This is a genomic window from Salinisphaera dokdonensis CL-ES53 (genome assembly GCF_040361215.1).
GTDB lineage: Bacteria > Pseudomonadota > Gammaproteobacteria > Nevskiales > Salinisphaeraceae > Salinisphaera > Salinisphaera dokdonensis.
This window is the reverse complement of record NZ_APND01000001.1, coordinates 1,036,207-1,056,674: the sequence shown is the minus strand read 5'-3', so window position 1 is coordinate 1,056,674 and position 20,468 is coordinate 1,036,207. Positions and strand designations below refer to the sequence as shown.

The window sequence follows — 20,468 nt, the reverse complement described above, 5'->3', positions numbered from 1 at the left end:
CGGCGCGCGGCCCATTTCGAGAGTCGAAAAGAGAACTATTCATGTCCCGCAAGCATCCCCTCGAGCGTTATCGCAACATCGGCATCATGGCCCACATCGATGCCGGCAAGACGACGACGACCGAACGCGTCCTGTTCTACACCGGCATCTCCCACAAGATGGGCGAAGTGCATGACGGTGCGGCCGTAATGGACTGGATGGCGCAGGAGCAGGAGCGCGGCATCACCATTACGTCCGCGGCGACGACCTGTTTCTGGCAGGGCATGGAGCAGCAGTATCCGGACCAGTACCGGATCAACATCATCGATACCCCGGGCCACGTGGACTTCACCATTGAAGTCGAGCGTTCCCTGCGTGTGCTCGACGGCGCTGTCTGTGTTCTGGACGCCAACGCCGGTGTTGAGCCGCAGACGGAAACGGTGTGGCGCCAGGCCAACAAGTACCACGTCCCGCGTCTCGTGTTTGTCAACAAGATGGACAAGCTGGGCGCCGACTATTATCGCTGCGTCCAGATGATGCGCGACCGTCTCGCGACCCAGGCAGTGCCGATCCAGCTGCCGATTGGCGCCGAAGACGAATTCGAAGGCGTGATCGACCTGCTGCGCATGCAGGCCATCTACTGGAACGCCGATGACGGCGGCCGTACCTTCGAAGCGCGCGACATCCCGGCGGACCTGCTGGCGGATGCCGAAAAGTATCGCGAAGAGATGGTCGAGGCGGCTGCAGAAGCCAACGAAGACCTGATGGATCGTTATCTCGAGAATGGCGAGTTGACGAACGACGAAATCAAGGCTGGTCTTCGTGCGCGGACCATCGCGAATGAGATCTGCCTGACGATCTGTGGCACCGCTTTCAAGAACAAGGGCGTCCAGGCGATGCTCGACGCGGTCATTGATTACTTGCCCGCGCCGACCGAAGTGCCGGCGATCAAGGGCATCGACGCGAACGACGAAGAAGTCAAGGTCGAGCGTCGCGCCAGTGATGACGAGCCGTTCGCCGCGCTGGTGTTCAAGATTGCAACTGACCCGTTCGTCGGTTCGCTGTCCTTCATTCGCGTATACTCGGGCGTGCTCGCCTCGGGTGACTCGGTCTACAACCCGATCGAGAACAAGAAGGAGCGCGTGGGTCGTATCCTGCAGATGCACTCCAACTCGCGTGAAGAGATCAAGGAAGTCCGTGCCGGCGATATCGCTGCCGTCGTGGGTCTGAAGAACGTCACGACGGGTTACACGCTGTGCGCGCCCGACTCTCAGGTCATCCTGGAGCGGATGGAGTTCCCGGATCCGGTTATCGCCGTGGCCGTGGAGCCGAAGTCGCGTGCCGATCAGGAGAAGATGGGTGTTGCGCTGTCGAAGCTGGCCCAGGAGGATCCGTCCTTCCAGGTTCGCACCGATGACGAAACCGCGCAGACCATCATTTCCGGTATGGGTGAGCTTCACCTCGAGATTATCGTCGATCGCATGAAGCGCGAGTTCGGCGTCGAGGCAAACGTTGGCGCGCCACAGGTTGCTTACCGCGAGACCATCCGCAAGGAAGTCGAGCAGGAAGGCAAGTTCGTGCGCCAGTCCGGCGGTCGTGGTCAGTACGGTCACGTCTATCTGCGGCTCGAGCCGCAGGAAGAGGCCGGCATGGGCTACGAGTTCATCAACGCCATTACCGGCGGCGTGGTTCCGAAGGAATACATCAACTCCGTGGACAAGGGTGTTCAGGAAGCGATGACCAATGGCGTGGTTGCCGGCTACCCGGTTGTCGACCTGAAGGTCACGCTGTACGACGGCTCGTACCATGATGTTGACTCGAACGAGACCGCGTTTAAAATAGCCGGCTCGATGGCGTTCAAGGACGGTGCCCGCAAGGCATCGCCCGTGCTGCTCGAGCCGATGATGGACGTTGAAGTCGTCACGCCGGAAGAATACATGGGTGACGTGATGGGCGATCTGAATCGTCGTCGCGGCACCGTCAAGGGCATGGATGACATCCCGACCGGCAAGCAGCTCTCTGCTGAAGTGCCGCTCTCCGAGATGTTTGGTTACTCCACTGATCTGCGCTCCATGAGCCAAGGTCGTGCGACCTACACCATGCAGTTCGAGAAATATTCGGAAGCCCCGTCGCATGTGATCGAAGGGCTGACCCGCAACCAGTCGCAAAAGGCATAAGAGGAAGTCGCCGTGTCCAAATCAAAATTCGAGCGTAACAAGCCGCACGTAAACGTCGGCACGATTGGTCACGTGGACCATGGCAAGACCACGTTGACGGCGGCGCTGACGGTGGTGTCGAACCGTTTGTTCGGCAGTCAGCTGTCGGCGTTTGACATGATCGACAAGGCGCCTGTAGGGTTACCTTTTTTCGCAAGAGAAGGCCCGTGGCATCACGATTTCGACCTCGCACGTCGAGTACGAAAGTGAAGCGCGCCACTACGCCCACGTCGACTGCCCGGGTCACGCGGACTACGTCAAGAACATGATCACGGGTGCCGCCCAGATGGACGGCGCGATCTTGGTCGTGTCGGCTGCAGACGGTCCCATGCCGCAGACCCGTGAGCACATTCTGCTCTCGCGTCAGGTCGGCGTGCCGCACATCGTCGTGTATCTCAACAAGGCCGACATGGTCGACGACGAAGAGCTGCTCGAGCTCGTCGAAATGGAAGTGCGCGAGCTGCTCGACGCCTACGATTTCCCGGGTGACGACACGCCGGTCGTCATCGGTTCGGCGCTCAAGGCGCTGGACGGCGACGAAGGCGAGCACGGCATCGAATCGATTGCCAAGCTGGTCCGTGCGATGGACGACTTCATCCCCGAGCCGGAACGCGCCGTGGACGGCGCCTTCCTGATGCCGGTGGAAGACGTGTTCTCCATCTCCGGTCGCGGCACCGTCGCCACCGGTCGTGTGGAGCGTGGCATCGTCAATGTCGGTGACGACATCGAGATCGTCGGCATCACCGCCACCGCCAAGACCACGGTCACCGGCGTGGAAATGTTCCGTCGCCTGCTCGACCAGGGTCAGGCTGGTGACAACGTCGGCGTGCTGCTGCGCGGCACCAAGCGTGAAGACATCCAGCGTGGTCAGGTTCTGGCCAAGCCGGGTTCGATCACGCCGCACACCAAGTTCGAATGCGAAGTGTACGTGCTGAAGAAAGAAGAAGGCGGTCGTCATACGCCGTTCTTCAAGGGCTACCGCCCGCAGTTCTACTTCCGCACCACGGACGTCACGGGCGCCTGTGAGCTGCCGGCGGACACCGAGATGGTGATGCCGGGCGACAACGTCACGATGAACGTGGAGCTGATCCATCCGATCGCGATGGAAGAAGGCCTGCGCTTCGCCATTCGTGAAGGCGGCCGCACCGTGGGTGCCGGCGTCGTGACCAAGATTACGGAATAAACATGGCCGCAAGTCAGAACATTCGTATTCGCCTCAAGGCTTTTGATCATCGTCTGATCGACAAGTCGGCCCGCGAGATCGTCGAGACCGCCAAGCGCACCGGCGCCCAGGTTCACGGCCCGATCCCGCTGCCGACCCGTAAAGAGCGCTACACGATCCTCGTGTCGCCGCACGTCAACAAGGACGCGCGCGACCAGTACGAGATCCGCACGCACAAGCGGATGATGGATATCGTGGAGCCCACGGAGAAGACCGTGGACGCGCTCATGAAGCTGGATCTTGCTGCGGGCGTCGACGTCCAAATTAAATTGCAGTAAGAACGAGACAAATCGGTTGCGGTCTGGTATAGTCCGCGACCCTGGCGAACAAGGCCCGCATCACGCGGGCCTGTTCACTGGATGCAACCAAACTTGAACTGTCGCCCCCTCTAGCGAGTGGCGATAAGCGAGAAGGTACTTAACACATGGCTATTGGATTGGTAGGTCGCAAGCGCGGCATGTCTCGCGTGTTCGACGACAACGGCGTATCCGTTCCCGTAACGGTCGTTGAAGTCGAGCCCAACCGCGTCGTTCAAATGAAGGACGTGGACACCGAAGGCTATCGTGCCGTGCAGGTAACGACGGGATCGCGTCGTGCCAGCCGGGTCACGAGCGCCAGCGCCGGCCACTTCAAGAAGGCGGGCGTCGAAGCGGGTCGCGGTCTCTGGGAGTTTCGTGTCGAGGGCGACTGGCCGACCGTGCCGGGCGCCGCGCCGCAGCCGACTGAAGAAGGCGAAGAGCCGGCCGAGGCCGAGCAAGTCGAGATTTCCGTAGGCGGTGAGCTCACGGTGTCGCTGTTCGCCGAAGGGCAGATTGTCGACGTGGTTGGCCGTTCGATCGGTAAAGGCTACGGCGGCGTGATCAAGCGCCACAACTTCAGCTCGCAGCGCATGTCGCACGGTAACTCGAAGGCGCATCGCGCCCCGGGTTCGATTGGTCAGAACCAGTCGCCGGGTCATGTGTTCAAGGGCAAGAAGATGGCCGGTCAGCTCGGCAATGCGCGCACGACGGTTCAGAATCTGCGTGTCGTGCGTGTCGACGCCGAACGTAATCTGATCCTGATCCAGGGCGGTGTTCCGGGTGCCAAGGGTGGTGACGTGGTCATCAGCCCGGCAGTCAAGAAAGCCGGTTAAGCGCGACTCTTACGACAGGCATAAGTCATGGAACTGAATTTGGCAACAGGCGGCAAATCGGTCTCGGTATCGGATGAGATCTTTGCGCGCCCGTTCAACAAGGATCTGGTGCATCAGATCGTGACCGCGTATCTCGCGGGTTCGCGTGCAGGCACCAAGGCCCAGAAGAATCGTGCTGCGGTACGTGGCGGCGGCAAGAAGCCGTGGCGGCAGAAGGGCACGGGTCGTGCTCGTGCCGGCACCATTCGGAGCCCGATTTGGGCCGGTGGTGGCGTGACCTTTGCAGCCGTACCGCGCGACTATTCGCAGAAGGTCAACCGCAAGATGTATCGCGCTGGCATGCGCGCCATCGTGTCGGAGCTTCTGCGTCAGGATCGCCTGGTCGTCATCGAAGCGCCTGCGCTCGAGACGCGTAGCACCAAGGGTCTGATCAAGGCGCTTGCCGATCAGGACTGCGAGGCGCGCGGTCTGGTGATCGTCAACGAAGTGGACGACAAGCTGGGCTACTCGGCCAACAACATCATCGGGCTCGACGTGGTAGGTGTTTCCGCCATCGATCCGGTCGTGCTGGTGGGTGCCGAGAAAGTGCTGATCACGGAAGAGGCGCTGCGCGCCCTCGAAGGTTGGTTGCAATGAACCAGGAACGAATTTTTCAGATTCTGCGCGCCCCGCACATCTCCGAGAAGAGCAGTGTGGTTGGCGATGCGAATAATCAGGTGGTCTTCGAGGTTGCGAAGACGGCCAGCAAGCCGGAAATCGCGGCAGCTGTCGCTGCGCTGTTCGACGTAAAGGTCGAAGGCGTGACCATCAGCAACGTGAAGCCGAAGCTCAAGCGCTTTCGTGGCCGTCCCGGCGTGCGGAGTGGTTGGAAGAAGGCTTACGTCTCGCTGGCGGAAGGCGAGGAAATCGATTTCCTCGACGGCGCCACCCAGTAAGCGCTGCGATAGCGCCAGACAGGTAAGGAATTATGGCACTCAAGAAAGCCAAGCCGACATCAGCGGGACGTCGCTTTGTCGTGAGCGTCAAGGATCAGTCCTTGCACACCGGCAAGCCCGAGTCGTCGCTCGTCGTCAAGAAGCACAAGCAGGGCGGTCGCAACAACAACGGCCGCATCACGGTCCGTCATCGTGGCGGCGGTCATCGCCAGCATTATCGTCTTGTCGACTTCAAGCGTGACAAGGATGGCGTGCCGGCGAAGGTCGAACGTCTCGAGTACGATCCGAACCGTAGTGCGAACATTGCGCTGCTGTGCTATCTGGATGGCGAGCGTCGCTACATCATCGCCCCGCGTGGCGTGGCTGTCGGTACGCAGATCGTCTCTGGTCCTCAGTCGCCGATTCGTCCGGGTAATGCATTGCCGTTGGCGAGCATTCCGGTCGGCACCACGGTGCACTGTGTCGAGATGCGTCCCGGCAAAGGTGCGCAGCTTGGCCGTAGCGCGGGTGCTGCCATTCAGGTCGCAGCCCGTGCCGGCGAGTACGCTGTGCTGCGCTTGAAGTCCGGCGAGACCCGGCGCGTGCATATCAACTGCCGCGCCACGGTTGGCGAAGTTGGTAACTACGAGCACAGCCTGCGTCAGCTCGGCAAGGCTGGCGCGAAGCGCTGGCGTGGTCGCCGCCCGACGGTTCGTGGTGTCGCCATGAATCCGGTCGACCATCCGCACGGTGGTGGTGAAGGTCGCACCAGCGGCGGTCGGCATCCGACCAGCCCCTGGGGTTGGAAGACGAAGGGCTTCAAGACGCGTGCCAACAAGCGCACGGACGGCATGATCGTTCGTCGCAGCACCAAACGTAAGAAGCGGTAAGCCGCGTACACATCAGGTACAGGAACAGCTATGCCACGCTCTATCAAGAAAGGCCCGTTTGTGGACCTTCACTTGGCCGCCAAGGTCGAAAAGGCCCTGGGCAGCAGCACCAAGCGTCCGATCAAGACCTGGTCGCGCCGCTCCATGGTGACGCCGGACATGATCGGTCTGACGATTTCCGTGCACAACGGTCGTCAGCACATCCCGGTGTTCGTGTCTGAAAACATGGTCGGCCACAAGCTCGGCGAATTCTCCCCGACCCGGACGTTCAAGGGTCACCTGGGCGACCGCAAGGGTTAAGGCGAGGACTTATAATTATGGAATCGTTCGCCAAATTGCGTTTCGCGCGGATCTCGCCGCAGAAAGCTCGCCTCGTCGCAGACGAAGTGCGCGGTATGCCGGTCGAGCGCGCGCTCGAAACGCTGCAGTTCTCGACGAAGAAGGCGGCGCAGATCGTGCGCAAGGTGCTGGAGTCGGCGGTAGCCAACGCCGAGCACAACGAAGGCGCCGACATCGACGAGCTCAAGGTCTCGGTGATCATGATCGACGAAGGTCCGACCATGAAGCGCATGAAGCCGCGGGCACGTGGTCGTGCCGACCGGATTTTCAAGCGTACGAGTCACCTGACGATTCGTGTCGCAGACAAGTAATCGGACATAGATATGGGTCATAAAGTACATCCTGTCGGTTTCCGTCTCGGTATCACTTCCGAGTGGAGCTCGCGCTGGTACGCCGAAGGCGTTGGCTATAGCGACGCGTTGAACACGGATCTCGAGATTCGTGACTTCATCCGCGAAAAGCTGTCGCACGCTTCGGTCAGCCGTATTCAGATCGATCGTCCGGCGCGTTCCGCCCGGATCACGATCCACACGGCCCGCCCGGGTATCGTAATCGGCAAGAAGGGCGAGGATATCGACAAGCTGCGCGCGGAAGTGTCCAGTCGCATGGGCGTGCCGGTGCATCTGTCGGTGGAAGAGATTCGTCGCCCGGAACTCGACGCCCTGCTTGTGGCCCAGAACATTGCGCAGCAGCTCGAGCGCCGCATCATGTTCCGTCGTGCGATGAAGCGCGCGGTTGGTAATGCGATGCGTCTCGGTGCCGGCGGTATCCGCGTCAACGTGGCCGGCCGTCTGAACGGTGCCGAGATTGCGCGTACCGAGTGGTATCGCGACGGTCGTGTGCCGCTTCACACGCTGCGTGCCGATATCGATTATGGCCTGGCGGAAGCCAAGACCACTTACGGCGTCATCGGCGTAAAGGTCTGGATCTTCAAGGGCGAAGTGTTCGATACGGAACCCAAGATCGAAGAGAAGCCCGCCGAGTCCGGCGCGGCCGCGGGGTAATAAGCGATGTTGCAACCGAAACGTACGAAATTCCGCAAGGTCCAGAAGGGCCGTAATCGCGGTCTTGCGCAACGCGGCAACGAGGTGAGCTTTGGTGAGTACGGCCTGAAGGCCGTGCAGCGCGGTCGTCTGACGGCGCGCCAGATCGAAGCCGCTCGTCGTGCCATGACCCGTCACATCAAGCGTGGCGGCAAGACGTGGATTCGCGTGTTTCCGGACAAGCCGGTGACCAAGAAGCCCATCGAAGTTCGTATGGGTAAGGGCAAGGGCAACGTCGAATTCTGGGTTGCCAAGGTCCAGCCTGGTTCCATGCTCTATGAGATGGAAGGCGTCAGCCGCGAAGTCGCCCAGGAAGCGTTCCGTCTGGCAGCGTCGAAGCTGCCGGTTAAGACGGCCTTTGTCGAACGCAAGATTCTGTAGAGGCGAAGATGAAAGCGAAAGAATTGCGCGAGAAGTCGCCCGAAGACCTCACGAAAGAGCTGCTCTCGCTACGGCGCGAACAGTTCAACCTGCGCATGCAGCAGGCGACAGGTCAGCAGGCGCAGACGCATCAGTTTGGCGCCATCCGTCGCGATATCGCGCGCATCAAGACCGTGCTGCGCGAAGCGCGCAAATAGGAACAGTTGAGCCATGAGCGAAACGAGCGAAACGAACAACGCGGCCGCCGATCAGGACAAGCGTCAGCGCGTCCTGGCTGGAAAGGTTGTCAGTAACGCGATGGACAAGACCATTGTGGTTCTGATTGAGCGGCGCATGCAGCACCCGTTGTATGGCAAGTATGTCCGTCGGAGCACGCGTCTGAAGGCGCATGATCCGGAGAATACCTGTCAGGTGGGTGATCTGGTGGAAATCTCAGAGGGTCGCCCGGTGTCCCGCCATAAGGCGTGGTCGCTGCGGCGCGTGGTCGAGAAGGCCGGCGAATTCGATACCGCAGGATAAACGACAGCCATGATCCAGACAGAATCGGTACTCAATGCGGCCGATAACAGCGGCGCCCGCCGCGTCCAGTGCATCAAGGTGCTGGGCGGGTCGCATCGCCGTTACGCTCGTGTTGGCGACATCATCAAGGTCAGCGTCAAGGACGCGATTCCGCGTGGTCGAGTGAAGAAGGGCGAGGTCATGAATGCCGTCGTCGTTCGCACCCGGCATGGCGTGCGTCGCGGTGACGGTTCGCTGATCCGCTTCGACAACAATGCGGCCGTGCTGCTGAACGCGAACAACGAGCCCGTTGGTACGCGTATCTTCGGCCCGGTCACGCGCGAGCTGCGCGAGAAGTTCATGCGCATCATCTCGCTCGCTCCGGAGGTTCTATGAGCTCCAGAAAGATTCGTAGTGGCGACGAGATCATCGTGATCTCGGGCAAGGACCGTGGTCGTCGTGGCACCGTGAATCGTGTGCTCGAGGACAAGGTCGTTGTCGACGGTATCAACATCGCGAAGAAGCATGTGCGTCCGGACCCGAACCAGGGTATCCAGGGTGGCATTGAAGAACGCGAGATGCCGCTGCACATCTCGAACGTGATGCTGTACAACCCGGACACCCAGAAAGGTGAACGGGTCGGTTTCAAGTGGTTGGGCGAAGGTGCGGACCGTCGTAAGGTGCGCATCTACAAGTCGTCTGGCGAAGTGGTCGACGCGTAGGCAATACAGTCATGGAAAACGCAATCAAACATCCGGCACGCTTGAAATCGGTCTATGCCGATCAAATCGTCCCGAAACTCGTTGAGCAGTTCGGTTACAGCAGCCCGATGGCGGCGCCGCGTGTGACGAAGATCACGCTTAATATGGGTGTCGGCGAAGCTGTGTCCGATCGCAAGGTGATCGAAGCCGCCATGGGTGACATGGCCAAGATCGCTGGCCAGAAGCCGGTGATGACGCGGGCACGCAAGTCGGTCGCCGGCTTCAAGATCCGTGAAGGCTGGCCGATCGGCTGCAAGGTCACGCTGCGTCGTACGCAGATGTACGAATTCCTGGATCGACTCGTCAACGTGTCGCTCCCGCGTATTCGTGACTTCCGCGGCCTGAACCCGCGTGCGTTTGACGGCCGCGGTAATTACAGCATGGGTATTCGCGAGCAGATCGTGTTTCCCGAGATCGATTATGACCGGGTCGACGCACTGCGTGGCATGGACATCGTGATCTCGACCTCCGCACAGAATGATGAAGAGGGGCGCGCGCTGCTGGACGGGTTCAACTTCCCGTTCCGCAAGTAAGCCGGCCCCGGAGACCAATACTATGGCAAAGAAGAGTATGATCGCCCGCGATCAGAAGCGTGCCAAGCTGGTAGCGAAGTATGCTGCCAAGCGCGCTGCGATCAAGGATCGAATCAACGACCCGGAGGCAACCCCGGAAGAGCGGTTCGCCGCCGCGCAGGAACTGCAGGCGCTGCCGCGCGACGCAAGCCCGACTCGGGTCACGCGTCGCTGCCAAGCCACCGGTCGTCCGCGTGGCGTTTATCGCAAGTTCGGGCTCTCGCGCAACAAGCTGCGGGAAGCAGCTATGCGCGGCGAAGTGCCCGGTCTCGTAATGTCCTCCTGGTAGGCCACAGCAAAGGTATCGGTACGCATGAGTATGACTGACCCTATTGCCGACATGTTGACCCGTATTCGTAACGGGCAGTCGGCAGACAAGGAAAGCGTAGAAATGCCCTCGTCCAAGCTGAAGCTGGCAATCGCCGGCGTGCTTGAAAGCGAAGGCTACATAACCGGATTCGAAACGAGTGAGCTGGATGGAAAGCCGCGCCTGCGTGTGCAGCTGAAGTACTTCCAGGGTCACGGCGTGATCGAGAACATTGAGCGCGTCTCCAAGCCCGGTCTTCGGATCTATCGCGGTAGCAAGGACGTGCCGGCAGTGGTCGGCGGCCTTGGCATCTCGATTGTGTCCACGTCGCAGGGCGTGATGACCGATCGCGCGGCGCGCGAAGCGGGTCACGGCGGCGAGATTCTCTGCTACGTGTCGTAGACGCGTAGCAACGCACAGGAAGTTCGAATATGTCCAGAGTAGCTAAGGCGCCCGTGAGCCTGCCCAGCGGCGTTGAATGCAACGTCGCCGAGCGCGACGTGCGCGTCAAGGGCAAGAACGGTGAGCTGTCGTTTCGCCTGCCGTCGGGTGTAGACCTCGAGGTTGCCGACAGCGAGGCGCGTGCGCAGGCAACCGGTCGCAAGCCCAATCTGGCGATGGCCGGTACGGTGCGCGCGATCGTGGCCAACATGGTCAAGGGCGTGAGCGAAGGTTTCGAGCGCAAGCTTGAGCTGGTGGGCGTGGGTTATCGCGCTCAGGCTCAAGGTGATGTCGTGAACCTCTCGCTTGGCCTGTCCCATCCGGTGGCATACAAGATGCCCCAGGGTGTGACCGTGCAGACGCCGAGCAACACGGAAATCATTCTCAGCGGTGCCGACAAGCAGGTCGTTGGCCAGGCCGCTGCTGAAATCCGCAACTTCCGTCCGCCGGAGCCCTATAAGGGCAAAGGTATCCGCTACGCCGATGAGCGTGTGGTTCGCAAGGACGCGAAGAAGAAGTAAACACCGGCTCGCTTCATTAACGGCCACCAACAGATTCAGTAAGCCATGCACAAGAAAACGATTTCGCGACTGCGCCGGGCTCGCCGGGGACGCATGCACATGCGTGACCTGGGCGCCCACCGTCTGTCCGTTCATCGGACGCCGCAGCATATCTACGCCCAGGTCGTCGCACCGGACGGTTCTCGCACGATTGCGTGTGCTTCCACGGTCGAGAAGAGCCTCAAGGAAGAGTGCGGCAAGACGGGCAATTGTGACGCTGCGCGCCTGATTGGGCGTACAATCGCCGACCGCGCGAAAGCCGCGGGCGTCGAGACGGTAGCGTTCGATCGCGCAGGCTTTGCCTATCACGGTCGTATCAAGGCGCTGGCTGACGCGGCGCGTGAAAGCGGCCTGCAGTTCTAACAGGATCTAGAGATGGCAACACGTAACGAACAACGTACCGAAGGCGATCTGCTCGAGAAGCTGATCACGGTCAACCGCGTAGCCAAGGTGGTCAAGGGTGGCCGTCAGTTCGGCTTCACCGCGCTTACCGTGGTTGGCGACGGCGAAGGCCGGGTCGGTTTCGGTTATGGCAAGGCGCGCGAAGTGCCGCTGGCGATCGCCAAGGCGATGGAAGCCGCGCGCAAGAGCATGATCCGCGTCCAGCTCAAGGACGGCTCGACGGTGCAGCACGCAATCGTCGGCTGGCACGGCGCGACTAAGGTGATCATCCGCCCGGCCTCGGAAGGTACCGGCGTGATCGCGGGTGGTGGCATGCGTGCGGTGTTCGAGGTTGCGGGCGTCAGCAACGTGCTGGCCAAGAGCTACGGCTCACGTAACCCGATCAACCTCGTGCGGGCGACGATCAACGGTCTGCGTGAAATGCACGATCCGGAGTTCATCGCCGCCAAGCGTGGCAAGACGGTTGAAGAAATCACCGCTTAACGGGAGCGTGCGCGATGGCCAGTAAGCAGATCACGATCAAACTTATCAAGAGCCCGATCGGCCGGCTCGAGCGGCATCGCGCCTGTGTGCGCGGCCTCGGCCTGCGTCGGATGCATCACACGGTTTCGGTGGCGGACACGCCGGAAAACCGCGGCATGATCAACAAGATTGTCGACATGCTCGCGATCGAGGAGTCCTAGGATGAAACTCAACGATCTTCAACCCGGCGATGGCGCCCGTCAGCTGCGCAAGCGCGTTGGTCGTGGTCCGGGTTCCGACATGGGCAAGACCGCGGGCCGTGGCCACAAGGGCCAGAAGGCCCGTAGCGGCGGCTATACCAAGGTGGGCTTCGAAGGCGGCCAGATGCCGTTGCAGCGCCGCGTACCCAAGCGGGGTTTCCGCAGCGCGATGAACGCGCCGGCGGAAGTGCGCCTGGACAACCTGAATCGCCTGGATGGTGATGTCGACCTCGCCGCTCTCAAGGCGGCCGGCGTGATCGCGCGTGATTCGCGTCGCGCGAAGGTCATCGCCTCGGGTGAGCTTTCGAAAGCGATTAACCTCAAGGGCGTCGCCGCGACCGCGGGTGCCGTCAAGGCCATCGAAGCGGCCGGCGGTAGCGTCTCCGAGTAGATCATGGCGAAGCGGCCCAACAACGCAGGCGCCGGCGGTGGCATGAATCCCAACGCCGGTAGTCTCACGGAAGTGCGTCAGCGCCTGCTGTTTCTGGTAGGCGCTTTGATCGTTTTCCGGATTGGCACGTTCATTCCGGTGCCGGGCATTGATCCGGCGCAGCTCGCGCGTCTTTTCGATCAGCAGTCGGGCACCATCCTGGATGTTGGGGTGATGTTCACCGGCGGCGCGCTGGAGCGTTTGTCGATCTTCGCGTTGGGCGTGATGCCGTATATTTCGGCGTCGATCATCATGCAGTTGATGACGGCTACGATCCCCACCCTCAAGGAACTCAAGAAAGAGGGTGAGGCGGGTCGACGCAAGATCACGCAATACACGCGGTATGGCACGGTGGCACTGGCTTCATTCCAGTCTATCGGGACCGGTGTAGCACTCTGGAATCAGGGAATAGCGCAGAGCGGCACCAGTGAGCTGAGTTTCATCTTCACGACCGCTTTGTGTCTTACGACTGGCGCGATGTTCCTGATGTGGCTGGGCGAGCAGGTGACCGAGCGTGGCATTGGTAACGGCATCTCGATGCTGATTTTTGCCGCCATCGTGTCGGGTCTGCCATCGGCGATCGGCGGCACGCTGGATCTGGTGCGCACGGGCGAGTTGAGCGTGTTCTTCGTAATCGCGCTGTTTGTGGGTGCCATGGCCGTATTGGCGTTCGTGGTGTTCGTGGAGCGAGCACAGCGGCGCATACCAGTGCATCACGCGCAACGTCAGCGCGGTCGCAAGATGTATGCGGCCCAGACGCAGCATCTGCCGTTGAAGCTGAATATGGCTGGCGTTATTCCGCCCATCTTCGCCTCCAGCATCATCCTGTTTCCGGCGACGATTGTTCGCTTCCTGGGTGAGGGCGGCACGGTCGCGAATTGGGTTTCCAACGCTATCGCACCGGGGCAGCCGCTGTATGTGCTGTTCTACTCGTTGATGATCATCTTCTTCTGCTTCTTCTACACTGCGCTCGTGTTCGACTCGCGGGAAACGGCAGATAACCTGAAGAAGTCGGGTGCGTTCATCCCGGGCGTTCGTCCAGGCATGCAGACGGCGAACTACATAGATACCGTGCTGACGCGTTTGACGGTTGCCGGCGCGATCTATGTCACCGCTGTATGTCTGCTGCCGGAGCTGCTGATTCTTCAGTACAACGTGCCGTTCTACTTCGGCGGTACGTCGCTGCTGATCATCGTGGTGGTAGTCATGGATTTCATGGCTCAACTCCAGGCTCATCTGATGTCGCATCAGTACGAAGGGTTGATGAAGAAGAACAACCTGAAGTCTCAAGGTCAGGGCCGCGGCGCGGGCATGCTCCGCTAGTCGGAGCTGGTTGAATACGGATTTAACGGATACACCTCCGGCTGTTCATGCGGCCGGCGTGATGTCAGAGGTAGGACATGAAAGTTAGAGCATCGGTCAAGAAAATTTGCCGTAACTGCAAGGTCATCCGCCGCAACGGCGCCGTGATGGTCATCTGCTCGACAGACCCGCGCCATAAGCAGCGCCAGGGTTAGTCGGTACGTCTTGTAATCACTGAACAGAAAGGCTATATTGGCGGGCTTTTCCACGGTTGAATAATTCGCGGGCGCCTGAGCCGGCACTCAACCAACGCCCAATAGCTGGGAGATCAATCGAATGGCGCGAATCGCTGGAGTTAACCTCCCGATCAACAAGCACGCGGTCGTGGCACTGACGTCACTTTACGGCGTCGGGTTCACCCGGGCGCGCGAGATCTGCGCGTCGGCCGAAGTGGCGACCGATACCAAGATCAAGGATCTCACCGAGGGTGAGGTCGAGGCACTGCGCGCTCAGGTGCAGCAGTACACGATCGAGGGCGATCTGCGTCGCGAGATCTCGATGAACATCAAGCGTCTGATGGACCTTGGCTGTTATCGCGGTCTGCGTCATCGTCGCGGTCTGCCCGTGCGCGGCCAGCGCACCAAAACCAATTCGCGCACGCGTAAGGGTCCTCGCCGGCCCATTCGCCGCTAGTTCGTTCTCGCACGAGAGTACAGGTAACGCTTTATGGCGACAGGCACTTCTTCTTCGACCCGTACGCGCAAGTCGCGCGCACGCCGCAACGTCACGGACGGCATCGCCTTCGTGTATGCGACGTTCAACAATACGATCATCACGATTTCGGATCGTCAAGGCAACGTCCTTGCGTGGTGCACCTCGGGAAGCTGCGGCTTCAAGGGTTCCCGCAAGAGCACGCCGTTCGCTGCGCAGGTTGCAGCTGAGCGCGCGGGCGAGGGTGCCAACCAGTACGGGGTCAAGAATCTCGAAGTTCGCGTCAAGGGTCCCGGCCCGGGGCGTGAGGCGGCCGTACGCTCGCTCAACGGTGCAGGTTTCAAGGTCACGGGCATCATCGATGTGACCCCCATCCCGCACAACGGTTGCCGCCCGCCCAAGAAGCGCCGCGTCTAGCGCGCTCGGGCGAACGCACAGGAACAGGTAGAAAGAAATGGCTAAATATACGGGACCGAAATGCAAGCTTTCGCGCCGAGCAGGTACCGACCTGTTCTTGAAGGGGCGCGGTCGTTCGCTGGAAGGCAAATGCAAGATCGATACGCTGCCGGGTGCCCAGGGCACCGCGCGTCGCCAACGCCTTTCCGATTACGCGCTGCAGCTGCGTGAAAAGCAGAAACTTCGGCATATGTATGGCGTGCTGGAAAACCAGTTTCGCAACTATTACAAGAAGGCGGCCCAGAACAAGGGCGCGACCGGCGTGCTGCTGCTGCAGCAGCTTGAGTCACGCCTCGACAATGTCGTCTATCGCATGGGCTTTGCCTCGACGCGCGCTGAAGCGCGGCAGTTGGTGAACCACAAGGCGGTGGCGGTCAACGATTATCCGGTCAACATTCCGTCCTACGAGGTCAAGGTCGGCGATACGGTTGCCATTCGCAATCGCGCCAAACACCAACCACGTATCCTCGAGTCGCTCCAGGTTGCCTCGCAGCTCGGTATCAGCGAGTGGGTCGAGGTGGACGAGAAGGGCCTCAAGGGGACCTTCAAAGCGGTGCCGGATCGCGATCAGGTGCTGCCGGATATCAACGAGAATCTGGTAGTCGAGCTTTACTCGAAGTAATTGGCGCTGTCCTAGACGGCAAGAGGTATTTGCATTATGCAGTCCAGTGAATTGCTGAAACCGCGCCTGGTCGAGGTTGAGCGGGCGAACGAACGCCGCGCCAAGATCGCGCTGGAGCCGCTCGAGCGCGGCTACGGTCACACGCTCGGAAACGCGATTCGGCGGATTCTGCTGTCCTCCATTCCAGGGGCGGCGATCACCGAGGCGAAGATTGACGGTGTGCTTCATGAGTACACCACGGTCGAAGGCATGCAGGAAGATGTCATCGACGTGCTGCTCAACCTCAAAAACGTGGCGGTGCGCATGCACTCGCGCGATGAGGCTGAGCTGCACCTGCACAAGAGTGGTCAGGGGCCTGTGACGGCGGGTGATATCACCACCGATCACGACGTCGAGATCGTGAACCCGGATCTGGTCATCGCACATCTCACGAGTGGTGAGCTGCGGATGAGCATGAAGGTGGAGCGTGGCCGTGGCTATCAGCCCGCGCAGAGCAAGTCGGAGCCGGGTGAAGAAGATACCGGCGCGACTGAAATCGGCGCCCTGCGCCTCGATGCCAGCTTCAGCCCGATCCGTCGGGTGAGCTACGCAGTGGAGCGTGCGCGTGTTGAACAGCGGACCGACCTCGACAAGCTGGTCTTGGATATCGAGACCAATGGCAGCGTTGAGCCGGAGGATGCCGTGCGCACCGCAGCGGCCACGTTGTACGATCAGCTGTCGGTTTTTGTCGACCTGGAAGCACGCGAGGAGTCGAGCCGGAAGGGTGAGACCGGCAAGATTGACCCGACCTTGCTGAAGCCGATCGAGGATCTCGAGCTCACGGTTCGTTCGACCAACTGCCTGAAGGCGGAAGACATCCATTACGTGGGTGATCTGGTTCAGCGTACCGAGACCGAGCTGATGCGCACGCCTAACCTCGGCAAGAAATCGCTGACTGAGATCAGCGAAGTGCTGGCGGAACATGGACTCAAACTCGGCATGTCGGTAGAGAACTGGCCGCCGGCAGAACTCGAAAAAGCCTAGCTCTCAGCTAGCGCTTTTTTGTAGTCGCAGACTAAGGAATATCAGATATGCGTCATCGCAAGAGCGGTACCAATCTGGGGCGTGAGTCGTCGCACCGCGCCGCCATGATGAAAAACATGTCGTCGTCGCTGTTCAAGCACGAGTTGATTCGCACGACGCTGCCCAAGGCCAAGGAATTGCGTCGGGTGGCCGAGCCCTTGATCACGCTTGCCAAGACGGATAGCGTCGCTAACCGTCGTGTGGCGTTTGCCCGGCTGCGGGATAAGGAAGCGGTCGGCAAGCTGTTCAGCGAGCTGGGCCAGCGCTACGCGCAGCGCCCGGGCGGCTACCTTCGCATTCTCAAGTGCGGTAACCGTCCCGGCGACAACGCGCCGATGGCCTACGTGGAGTTGGTCGATCGTCCGATGGTCGACGTTGACGAAGACGAAACCGAAGAGGCGACTGTCTAAGACAGCGTGCTCTGATAAATTGAAAAGCCGGCTGCAGAGCCGGCTTTTTTTTGCGTATAGATACGGCCATATGGCCGAGGCTTGGGGGATAGAATGGGTGTGATTCGATTGGGGCTTGGGGCATTGGTTGTGGGCGTCGCGTTGTATGCGTCGTCGGCGCATGCCGATACCGTCTATCTGTCGGATGGGAGTGTGCTCAAGGGCAGCGTGATCTCCATGTCGGCGGACGAGTTACATCTCAAGACGCGTTTCTCGGATGATCTCGTAGTGCCGCGTGACCAAATAGACGGTCTCGCCAGCGACGGCGAGCTTCCGTTGCGCCTGGAGTCGGGCGAAGAAGTTCAAGGCCAATTCGTCTATGAGCCCGAGCAGGGCGGGCAGTCGATCCACATCGATGGGCGGTCCGTGCCTTCCGGCTCTAAACCCGAAGACGTTCTCGCGAGCGTCGCCGAGGTAGCGCCCCAAGTGGTCGCGGCGCAGGCGGATGACGATGAATACGAGTTGCCAGAGGCGGATGCGCTGCCGCCCGAGGACGCGGACTATTGGTCCGGACGTTTCGAGTTGGCGATCAACGGCAATTCAGGCAACACGGACAGTAGTTCGTTGCTCACCGAGGTGTCGGCATTGCGGGACACCGGCGACAAGCGTCTGTCTCTATCGGCATCGGTTGACCGCGAAGAAGAGGACGAAGAGCAGACTGCAGAGGAGTATCTCGGCAAGGCCCGCTACGAGCAGGACATTACTCGTCGGATCTTCTGGTTTGCTCAGCAGCAGTTGGAGAAGGACGAGTTCGAGGATATCGACCTGCGGTCGCGGACCCTGTTTGGCCCTGGCTTCTTCTTGGCGCGTCGCGATCGGCTGACGTTCAAGGTCCGGAGTGGCCTCGGCTACCAGTACGAGGCCTATACCGATGACTCCGAGAGTAGTGAATTGATCTTCTCCGCAGGTTGGGATTACGCCCAGCTCGTTGGGGAATGGATGAAGCTGACGCACGAGTTCACGATCTTCCCGGAGGTCAGCAACAGTCCGAGCGAGAACTTCGTGCTCGAATCCGCGTTTGGCGTAGAAGTGCCGATCGCCAACAGCGCTGTCTGGCGTATTCGGGGCGCGCTCGATCACGAGTACAACAATAACCCCGAGCCTGGCGTCGAGGAACTCGACACCTCGTATCAGGTAGGCGTCATCCGGGACTTCTAATCGGGCTCAGCCGGCGTCGACTTGTACCAGTTCGGGCGTTGCGCTATCGAGGCGCAATGCGCTCAGCTGACCGCCCCAGGCGGCGCCGGTATCGATACCCCAGACGTTGTGTTCCGGCCACTCGATGCGCTCCAGTGCGGACCAGTGACCGAACACGATGCGTTCGTGAGCTGATGCGCGCTCCGGCACGGCGAACCAGGGCAGCAGCTCTGGTGGCGCGCCAGCCAGGGTTCTCTTGTAATCCATGTCCAGGCGCCCATCTGCATGCACGAAGCGCTGACGCGTCAGCGTATTGGCTATGTAGCGCAGGCGCTCCGCCCCGGCAAGCTGCGGATCCCATTGCTCGGGTGTATTGCCGAAAAGTTCGGCTAGAAATGCCCCGTGATCAGGCCCGCGCAGGGCATTCTCGAGCTCGGTAGCGCGCGCTTGGGCTTCTTGGATCGTCCATTCTGCAGGTATCCCGGCGTGCACCATTGTCCACCCCAGCGATTCGTCGCGATGCATCAATGGACGGTGGCGCAGCCATTCCAGCAGTTCGTCGCAGTCCGGCGCCTCCAGCAGCGGCCGGAGCGAAGGTTTCGCCGAGTCCAGCGCATCTGGCCGCTGGGCCAGCGCCAGCAGGCTCAGGTCATGATTGCCGATCACGGTGACGGCCCGATCACCCATATCTCGGATCCGCCGGAGCACGCCCAGAGAGTCAGGTCCGCGATTGACTAGATCGCCGACGAACCAAAGTGCGTGCGATTCTCTGGCTGAGGGCAGGCGGTCGAGTAGCTGATCGAGAGGTATGAGGGCGCCATGTATATCGCCTATGCAGAAAACGCTCATGTGAGTCGCGGTTCGAGAATTCTGCGCTGCATTCTGACCACGGATGTCGCAATGCGCCAGAGGAACAGAGTGAGCGCGATTGCGACAAGGCCATCGGCGGCGTAATGCCAGCCGAGTACGATCGACCCGACAAAAATGGCCAGCAGATAACAGCTCGCCAGAGTCCGAGCCCATACACCTGCATGCCAGGCGCGCAGCAGTGTCAGGCAGGCGATGCTCACATGCATGCTGGGCATTGCGGATATGCCAAATCCCGGCGGCGCAATCCCCGCCTTCTTGAAAGCTGCTAGCTTCTCCGCTAGCAGGAAGCTGCCAAGGCCATTGGGGTTCGTGAGTTCTGCGAGGTGCTCTACGAGAGCAGCGTACTCATTGGTGCCGGTGTACAGCTCGAAAAACACCGGCCCGCCGGAGTTAAGGGCTAAAGCCACTACAGTGCCGATTAGTATCCACGCGCTGGCGAAGCTTAGGAGGAAAATGGAGCGGCGCTCGCCAGGAGGGCTCACGAACAATGCATAGGCAAGCAGCGCGAGGCAGCAACTGACCCATATCGGATGATATGCCGCGGAAAGCACCTCATAGCGAAGGCGCGTTTCAACGAGCCATGAGAAATAGGTATGCGGGTAGTTACCGGCGCCGAGCCAAAGGTCGATCTGTCGGAACGTCTCATCCCAGCGGCAAAACGCAAGATAATCCATAAGTGATTTCATCTGTCCGAAGTAAAAAATTATCGGTGCGATGAAGAAGAAGCCGAGAGCGCCCGGGACAAGGTGGCCCGGCAGGCGAAGTGCTGCGAACCGCGAGATAATCGTTCGCGTGGGATGAGCTGGGCGCTCAATGACGAGCGTGTGAAAGCACAGCGCAAGCAGGAGGCCGATGGCAATAGGAGGGATAAAAAACGGCCAGAGAAGCAGACTTCGCTGGTCGTCGAAAATCTCCGAACTGGCCTGCGCAACGACCGACCGACACGCGAGCACATAGAACAGAGACAAAGCAGCAAGGCAGAAATCGTTGGTAACGAAAGCTCGCCAGCCTGCATTCATACGCTTGCTAGCGACTCTTGATAGTCCGCGG

At 60.5% G+C, this 20,468-nt stretch carries 32 protein-coding genes and 1 pseudogene; 31 read left to right on the top strand and 2 right to left on the bottom strand.

The features are described 5' to 3' along the window. Window positions 1–41: 41 nt before the first annotated feature. The 31 genes and pseudogenes from fusA (at window position 42) to SADO_RS04820 (ending at window position 18,569) form a co-directional block, all read left to right on the top strand. A complete protein-coding gene (fusA, locus tag SADO_RS04970; RefSeq protein ID WP_353109716.1) occupies window positions 42–2,156 on the top strand; it encodes an elongation factor G in 2,115 nt (704 codons plus the stop codon). A 12-nt stretch (window positions 2,157–2,168) separates the two neighbouring features. After that, window positions 2,169–3,378, top strand: a pseudogene (tuf, locus tag SADO_RS04965) (elongation factor Tu). Between the two features lie 2 nt (window positions 3,379–3,380). Continuing rightward, window positions 3,381–3,695 carry a 30S ribosomal protein S10 gene (gene rpsJ / locus SADO_RS04960; protein WP_353109714.1) on the top strand — a complete coding sequence of 105 codons (315 nt, stop codon included), beginning with the start codon at window positions 3,381–3,383 and terminating at the stop codon, window positions 3,693–3,695. Window positions 3,696–3,841: 146 nt separating this feature from the next. Then, a complete protein-coding gene (gene rplC / locus SADO_RS04955) occupies window positions 3,842–4,549 on the top strand; it encodes a 50S ribosomal protein L3 (protein WP_353109712.1) in 708 nt (235 codons plus the stop codon). A 27-nt stretch (window positions 4,550–4,576) separates the two neighbouring features. Next, window positions 4,577–5,185, top strand: coding sequence for a 50S ribosomal protein L4 (gene rplD, locus SADO_RS04950; protein WP_353109710.1), 609 nt, complete (start codon window positions 4,577–4,579; stop codon window positions 5,183–5,185). Beyond that, a complete protein-coding gene (rplW, locus tag SADO_RS04945) occupies window positions 5,182–5,484 on the top strand; it encodes a 50S ribosomal protein L23 (RefSeq protein WP_353109709.1) in 303 nt (100 codons plus the stop codon). The genes rplD and rplW overlap by 4 nt, the downstream gene beginning before the upstream one ends. Window positions 5,485–5,516: 32 nt before the next feature. Then, window positions 5,517–6,353, top strand: a complete 837-nt coding sequence (gene rplB, locus SADO_RS04940) for a 50S ribosomal protein L2 (RefSeq protein WP_353109707.1) — start codon at window positions 5,517–5,519, stop codon at window positions 6,351–6,353. A gap of 30 nt (window positions 6,354–6,383) precedes the next feature. Then, entirely contained in the window at window positions 6,384–6,653 is a 270-nt protein-coding gene (gene rpsS, locus SADO_RS04935) for a 30S ribosomal protein S19 (protein ID WP_353109706.1), read from the top strand. A 17-nt stretch (window positions 6,654–6,670) separates the two neighbouring features. Continuing rightward, complete coding sequence (gene rplV, locus SADO_RS04930; RefSeq protein WP_353109704.1) at window positions 6,671–7,003, top strand: 50S ribosomal protein L22; 333 nt, start codon at window positions 6,671–6,673, stop codon at window positions 7,001–7,003. A 12-nt stretch (window positions 7,004–7,015) separates the two neighbouring features. Further along, a complete protein-coding gene (gene rpsC, locus SADO_RS04925) occupies window positions 7,016–7,696 on the top strand; it encodes a 30S ribosomal protein S3 (RefSeq protein ID WP_353109702.1) in 681 nt (226 codons plus the stop codon). A gap of 6 nt (window positions 7,697–7,702) precedes the next feature. Continuing rightward, window positions 7,703–8,116 (top strand): 50S ribosomal protein L16, encoded by a 414-nt coding sequence (gene rplP / locus SADO_RS04920; protein WP_353109701.1) that lies wholly within the window; start codon window positions 7,703–7,705, stop codon window positions 8,114–8,116. 8 nt (window positions 8,117–8,124) lie between these two features. Continuing rightward, window positions 8,125–8,313 (top strand): 50S ribosomal protein L29, encoded by a 189-nt coding sequence (gene rpmC / locus SADO_RS04915; RefSeq protein ID WP_353109699.1) that lies wholly within the window; start codon window positions 8,125–8,127, stop codon window positions 8,311–8,313. 13 nt (window positions 8,314–8,326) lie between these two features. Beyond that, the gene (gene rpsQ / locus SADO_RS04910; protein ID WP_353109697.1) at window positions 8,327–8,635 is read left to right on the top strand and encodes a 30S ribosomal protein S17; all 309 of its coding nucleotides are present in this window, start codon (window positions 8,327–8,329) and stop codon (window positions 8,633–8,635) included. Window positions 8,636–8,644: 9 nt separating this feature from the next. Further along, the gene (gene rplN / locus SADO_RS04905; protein ID WP_353109695.1) at window positions 8,645–9,010 is read left to right on the top strand and encodes a 50S ribosomal protein L14; all 366 of its coding nucleotides are present in this window, start codon (window positions 8,645–8,647) and stop codon (window positions 9,008–9,010) included. Further along, window positions 9,007–9,336 carry a 50S ribosomal protein L24 gene (gene rplX, locus SADO_RS04900; protein WP_353109692.1) on the top strand — a complete coding sequence of 110 codons (330 nt, stop codon included), beginning with the start codon at window positions 9,007–9,009 and terminating at the stop codon, window positions 9,334–9,336. The genes rplN and rplX overlap by 4 nt, the downstream gene beginning before the upstream one ends. 11 nt (window positions 9,337–9,347) lie before the next feature. Beyond that, window positions 9,348–9,908: a 50S ribosomal protein L5 gene (rplE, locus tag SADO_RS04895; RefSeq protein WP_353109690.1), complete on the top strand. Its 561-nt coding sequence runs from the start codon at window positions 9,348–9,350 to the stop codon at window positions 9,906–9,908. A gap of 22 nt (window positions 9,909–9,930) precedes the next feature. Continuing rightward, window positions 9,931–10,236 carry a 30S ribosomal protein S14 gene (gene rpsN, locus SADO_RS04890; RefSeq protein ID WP_353109688.1) on the top strand — a complete coding sequence of 102 codons (306 nt, stop codon included), beginning with the start codon at window positions 9,931–9,933 and terminating at the stop codon, window positions 10,234–10,236. A 24-nt stretch (window positions 10,237–10,260) separates the two neighbouring features. Then, the gene (gene rpsH / locus SADO_RS04885; RefSeq protein ID WP_353109687.1) at window positions 10,261–10,656 is read left to right on the top strand and encodes a 30S ribosomal protein S8; all 396 of its coding nucleotides are present in this window, start codon (window positions 10,261–10,263) and stop codon (window positions 10,654–10,656) included. A 29-nt stretch (window positions 10,657–10,685) separates the two neighbouring features. Then, window positions 10,686–11,216, top strand: coding sequence for a 50S ribosomal protein L6 (gene rplF / locus SADO_RS04880; RefSeq protein WP_353109686.1), 531 nt, complete (start codon window positions 10,686–10,688; stop codon window positions 11,214–11,216). Window positions 11,217–11,261: 45 nt separating this feature from the next. Then, a complete protein-coding gene (gene rplR / locus SADO_RS04875) occupies window positions 11,262–11,618 on the top strand; it encodes a 50S ribosomal protein L18 (protein WP_353109684.1) in 357 nt (118 codons plus the stop codon). A 12-nt stretch (window positions 11,619–11,630) separates the two neighbouring features. Continuing rightward, window positions 11,631–12,140 (top strand): 30S ribosomal protein S5, encoded by a 510-nt coding sequence (gene rpsE, locus SADO_RS04870; protein ID WP_353109682.1) that lies wholly within the window; start codon window positions 11,631–11,633, stop codon window positions 12,138–12,140. A gap of 14 nt (window positions 12,141–12,154) precedes the next feature. Then, window positions 12,155–12,340 carry a 50S ribosomal protein L30 gene (rpmD, locus tag SADO_RS04865; RefSeq protein ID WP_353109680.1) on the top strand — a complete coding sequence of 62 codons (186 nt, stop codon included), beginning with the start codon at window positions 12,155–12,157 and terminating at the stop codon, window positions 12,338–12,340. 1 nt (window position 12,341) lies between these two features. Continuing rightward, window positions 12,342–12,770 (top strand): 50S ribosomal protein L15, encoded by a 429-nt coding sequence (rplO, locus tag SADO_RS04860; RefSeq protein ID WP_353109678.1) that lies wholly within the window; start codon window positions 12,342–12,344, stop codon window positions 12,768–12,770. Window positions 12,771–12,773: 3 nt separating this feature from the next. Continuing rightward, the gene (secY, locus tag SADO_RS04855) at window positions 12,774–14,132 is read left to right on the top strand and encodes a preprotein translocase subunit SecY (protein WP_353109676.1); all 1,359 of its coding nucleotides are present in this window, start codon (window positions 12,774–12,776) and stop codon (window positions 14,130–14,132) included. A gap of 77 nt (window positions 14,133–14,209) precedes the next feature. Then, window positions 14,210–14,326 (top strand): 50S ribosomal protein L36, encoded by a 117-nt coding sequence (rpmJ, locus tag SADO_RS04850; RefSeq protein WP_006913650.1) that lies wholly within the window; start codon window positions 14,210–14,212, stop codon window positions 14,324–14,326. Window positions 14,327–14,447: 121 nt separating this feature from the next. After that, the gene (rpsM, locus tag SADO_RS04845; protein ID WP_353109674.1) at window positions 14,448–14,804 is read left to right on the top strand and encodes a 30S ribosomal protein S13; all 357 of its coding nucleotides are present in this window, start codon (window positions 14,448–14,450) and stop codon (window positions 14,802–14,804) included. 33 nt (window positions 14,805–14,837) lie between these two features. Continuing rightward, on the top strand, window positions 14,838–15,239 hold the full coding sequence (gene rpsK / locus SADO_RS04840; RefSeq protein WP_353109673.1) for a 30S ribosomal protein S11: 402 nt from the start codon (window positions 14,838–14,840) through the stop codon (window positions 15,237–15,239). Window positions 15,240–15,276: 37 nt separating this feature from the next. Next, window positions 15,277–15,900: a 30S ribosomal protein S4 gene (gene rpsD / locus SADO_RS04835; protein ID WP_353109672.1), complete on the top strand. Its 624-nt coding sequence runs from the start codon at window positions 15,277–15,279 to the stop codon at window positions 15,898–15,900. A gap of 36 nt (window positions 15,901–15,936) precedes the next feature. Then, window positions 15,937–16,923: a DNA-directed RNA polymerase subunit alpha gene (locus SADO_RS04830; RefSeq protein WP_353109670.1), complete on the top strand. Its 987-nt coding sequence runs from the start codon at window positions 15,937–15,939 to the stop codon at window positions 16,921–16,923. Window positions 16,924–16,970: 47 nt separating this feature from the next. Beyond that, window positions 16,971–17,372 (top strand): 50S ribosomal protein L17, encoded by a 402-nt coding sequence (gene rplQ / locus SADO_RS04825; protein ID WP_353109669.1) that lies wholly within the window; start codon window positions 16,971–16,973, stop codon window positions 17,370–17,372. A gap of 93 nt (window positions 17,373–17,465) precedes the next feature. Next, on the top strand, window positions 17,466–18,569 hold the full coding sequence (locus tag SADO_RS04820; protein ID WP_353109668.1) for a DUF481 domain-containing protein: 1,104 nt from the start codon (window positions 17,466–17,468) through the stop codon (window positions 18,567–18,569). A gap of 6 nt (window positions 18,570–18,575) precedes the next feature. Here the strand turns inward: SADO_RS04820 and SADO_RS04815 are convergent, their stop codons facing one another. Together SADO_RS04815 and SADO_RS04810 are read right to left on the bottom strand one after the other, a co-directional pair. Next, complete coding sequence (locus SADO_RS04815; RefSeq protein WP_353109667.1) at window positions 18,576–19,397, bottom strand: symmetrical bis(5'-nucleosyl)-tetraphosphatase; 822 nt, start codon at window positions 19,395–19,397, stop codon at window positions 18,576–18,578. Beyond that, window positions 19,394–20,437, bottom strand: coding sequence for a phosphatase PAP2 family protein (locus SADO_RS04810; protein ID WP_353109665.1), 1,044 nt, complete (start codon window positions 20,435–20,437; stop codon window positions 19,394–19,396). The genes SADO_RS04815 and SADO_RS04810 overlap by 4 nt, the downstream gene beginning before the upstream one ends. Between the last annotated feature and the right edge of the window lie 31 nt (window positions 20,438–20,468).